This window comes from Dietzia sp. Cai40 (assembly GCF_014145165.1).
GTDB lineage: Bacteria > Actinomycetota > Actinomycetes > Mycobacteriales > Mycobacteriaceae > Dietzia > Dietzia natronolimnaea.
The window spans coordinates 1-3,645 of record NZ_JAALEB010000025.1 but is presented as its reverse complement, the minus strand read 5'-3'; the positions used below and the strand labels follow the sequence as shown (position 1 = coordinate 3,645).

The following is a 3,645-nucleotide window of genomic DNA, read 5'->3' as shown; positions in this document are numbered from 1 at the left end:
GTCGCCCGCGAGTTCGGCATCAGCCGCGACTCGGTGCGCCGCTGGTCGGTCGCCGCGGGGACGTGGCAGGCGCACAACTCGTCCACCCTGCGGGCGCTGCAAGCCGAGAACGCGGCCCTTCGAGCGCAGCTAGGGCTGTAGACGGATGCGGTCGGCCAAGCTCGTCGTCGGCATCGTCATCGGGATCATCCTGCTGTCGCTGGTGGTCGTAGTGATCCTCGGAGACGGCAGCGACGATCGGTGCCGCCCGAACGGGGCCATAACCGGCGGCGGGGGAGTGCCCGCCGGCGAGCTCAGCCTGCCGATCGCCGAAGGCGATTACGTCGTGTCCTCGACCTACAAGAGCGCAGACCGGCCCGGCCACCGAGGCATCGACCTGGCCGCCGCCGACGGCACGCCCATGTACGCGATGGCCCCAGGCGTGGTGACCGCCGCCGGCCCCGCGAGCGGGTTCGGCAACTGGATCGTCATCGACCACACCATCGACGGTCAGCCCTACTCGACCGTCTACGGCCATATGTGGGACGACGGAGTGGACGTCCAGGTGGGCGACACCGTTGCCGCAGGACAGCACATCGGTGAGGTCGGCAACAACGGCCAGTCCACCGGCGCCCACCTGCACTTCGAGGTGTGGCAGGGCGGGCGCCTGACCGGTGGGAGCGAGACCGATCCGCAGCCGTGGCTCGACCGAGCGGCGAACCCGGGCTCGGGAGGCAGTGAGCCGCCCACCGACGAGTCCACGACCTCCCGTCAGCCGTCTCCGCCCTCGAGCGGGGAGATGCCCGATTCGGACAAGATCGCCTCCAAGGAGAACTTGCAGGTCGACTCGATCCGGGTGGCCCGTGCCGTGGCGCAGCGCTTTCCCGACGTGAAGACCATCGGCGGGTGGCGGCCTGTTGATGCCTACCCCGATCACCCGTCGGGCCGCGCCGTGGACATCATGATCCCGGACTACTCCTCGAGCGAGGGCCGCGAGCTGGGCAATCGCATCACGAACTACCTGCTGACGCACCGCGAGTTCTTCAACATCGAGTACCTGATCTGGCGGCAGCAGTACATCCCCGCCACCGGGCAGCCCAACCAGAGGGAGGACCGGGGCGACCCGACCCAGAACCATTTCGACCACGTGCACGTCACCGTCGCCGGCGGCGGAAAGCCCACCCCGAACCAGCGCTACGGCGCCGCCCCCACCGACGGTGCCGACGACTCCTCGGAGACCACCGGCGCCGCCGGGGGCGACGACTGCGCCCCGGACTTCGGGCATCGCAGCCTGAACGCGGGCGAGATCCCCGCCGAACTGCGCAAGTGGATCGACCTGGGAGGCCAGGTCTGCCGCGAGGTCGACTCTCCGCTGCTGGCCGGGCTGCTGTACCACGAATCAGCCGGCTTCCAGGCCACGGCAGTCTCGACGGCCGGAGCGCAAGGGTACGGGCAGTTCATGCCCGGCACATGGGCGGCCAAGGGCGCCAAGGTCGACGACAACGGCCAGATCGCCGGACCTCCCGGCTCGGGCTCTCCGTCGGACCCGGCGGACGCGACGATGGCCGCCGCCCGCTACCTGTGCGAGATCGCCGAGGGCCAGCGAGAGGGCATCGCCTCGGGCGAGCTCAGTGGCGACCCGCAGGCGTTGATGCTGGCCGGCTATAACGCCGGACCCGGCGCCGTGCAGCAGTTCGGCGGGGTACCTCCATATGCCGAGACGCAAAAGTACGTGGTCATCGTGCCGCAAGAGGCCGCAAGGTTCGCCGCCGCATGAGCACCGCCGACGAGTAGGAGACAGCGATGAACACCAAAGGCGTAGCTGTGGTCGCCGCGGCGGTGGTGGCGGTAGTGGTCGCCGCCGTCGCGATGGCCCTGACGCTTGGCCGCGATGATGAACCGGGAACCGATGCGCACGTACACATCGACCCGATCACGACCGCCGACGAAGTGGCGGTGGCGGTGATGGCAGGGATTCACACGTGGACCCCCGCGCAGCAGCAGTCCCCGTGGGATGCGATGCACGCGATCTCCGACCAGCTCACCGGCCAGATGGCGGACGCGGCCACCACCCGCCCGGACCCAGATCCTGCCCCTGGGCAGTGGCCGGCATGGGCGCGCTCGGGTGACCGCGTGATCGGCGCCGCAAGCCTGGCCGGAGATCAGGACCCCGTCCCGCAGGACGCGAGCGAAGCTCGGCGCCTGGTCACGGTGCAGCAGAAAGTGCTGCACCCCGACGGAGCAACGACCCCGCTCGAGCGCATCACCGCGACCGTCGAGCTCAAGCGCACCGGCGAGACGTGGAAGGTCGCCAGCTACCAATACCGATCTGTGGGCGAGTAACCGCGCACATCACACCAGGGAGGCAACAATGGCAGGCAAGGACCTGGCACGAACGTCCCAGACCCGCGAGCCCGGACCCACGATCGCGCTGGTCATGATGGGCGTGGTGGCGGCCGCGGTGATCGCGGTGTGGGGCAGTATCACCCTCGGCGAATCCATCGCCCCCACCGGTCAACAGGTTCCCGGTAACCCCGCGGTGGCGGTGATCGACCTGGCCCAGGGGCAGGTGCAGTGGACCACCGGCGCCACGGTCGTCGTCGTGGCCCTGGTGGTGATCGCCGCCGTGCTCGTGGCCGTGGTGGCGGCGCTCGTCGGGCGCCGGCAGGGCCGCAGGACCCGTGTCGATGGGATCACCAAGCACCTGGCGGGCCGCGCTGACGTGAAGTCACTGTCGGCCAAGAGCGTGGTCCGCGCCAACCGCGAGCGAGGCGACACCACCCAGACCCCGGGGGTGTACATCGGCAAGGAGGTCGCTACCGGCCAAGATCTCTGGGGCGGGTGGGAAGACCTGCATCTGGATCTGTGGGGTCCCCGCCAGGGCAAGACCTCCAGCCGCATCATCCCGATGATCCGCCGCGCACCGGGCATCTGCATCTCCACCTCGTGCAAGCGCGACGTCATCGAAGCCACGATGCCGTTCCGTCAGCAGGTCGGCCGCGTCTGGGTGCTCGACCCGCAGGACAAGGCGGTCGGGCTGGACACCTCCAAGTGGTACTTCGACCCGCTGGACTTCGTTCGCCGCGACCAGTGGTGGGACGGCAACGCCGAGGAGCTCGCCGAGATCTTCAACGCCGCCACCGCCCGAGGGGAGGCCGGCAGCGACCCCAACGCGTACTTCTACTCCCAGGCCGTGGACCTGCTCGCCTCGCTGTTCCTGGCAGCGGCGATGAAGAACCGTCCCATCACCGATGTCTACGGATGGGTCTCCAATCTCGAGGACGCCACCCCAGTTGACATCCTGGCTGACAGCCAGTGGAAGCCGCAGGCTGCGGACCTGGCCAGCAAGTACAACGCCGAGCCCCGTACCCGCTCCAACGTGTTCTCCGCGGCCAAGAACATGATCTCCTGCCTGGGACGCAGGCAGATCGTGCGGTGGCTGACCCCCCAGGCCGGCGCCCAGCGTTTCGACCCGGTCGCCTTCGCAAACTCGGAGGCCGACACGCTGTATCTGGTCTCCGATGAGGAGAACCCGATCGGCCGGCCGGTGACGTCCATCCTGACCGTCGCGGTGTTCAAGGCCCTGGTCGACCGGGCCGACACCTGCCCCGGTTCGCGTCTGCCGGTGCCGGTGACCGCCGCCCTGGACGAGATCGCCAACATCGT

The 3,645-nt window shown here is 69.2% G+C and carries 3 protein-coding genes; all 3 read left to right on the top strand.

All coding sequences use genetic code 11. The features are described 5' to 3' along the window. The first annotated feature begins 145 nt into the window (after nucleotides 1-145). Entirely contained in the window at nucleotides 146-1,756 is a 1,611-nt protein-coding gene (locus G6022_RS01335) for a peptidoglycan DD-metalloendopeptidase family protein (RefSeq protein ID WP_182640212.1), read from the top strand. A gap of 26 nt (nucleotides 1,757-1,782) precedes the next feature. After that, on the top strand, nucleotides 1,783-2,322 hold the full coding sequence (locus G6022_RS01330) for a hypothetical protein (protein WP_187701173.1): 540 nt from the start codon (nucleotides 1,783-1,785) through the stop codon (nucleotides 2,320-2,322). A gap of 28 nt (nucleotides 2,323-2,350) precedes the next feature. Then, on the top strand, nucleotides 2,351-3,645 hold a 1,295-nt coding region (locus tag G6022_RS01325), incomplete at its 3' end, for a type IV secretory system conjugative DNA transfer family protein (RefSeq protein ID WP_182690912.1).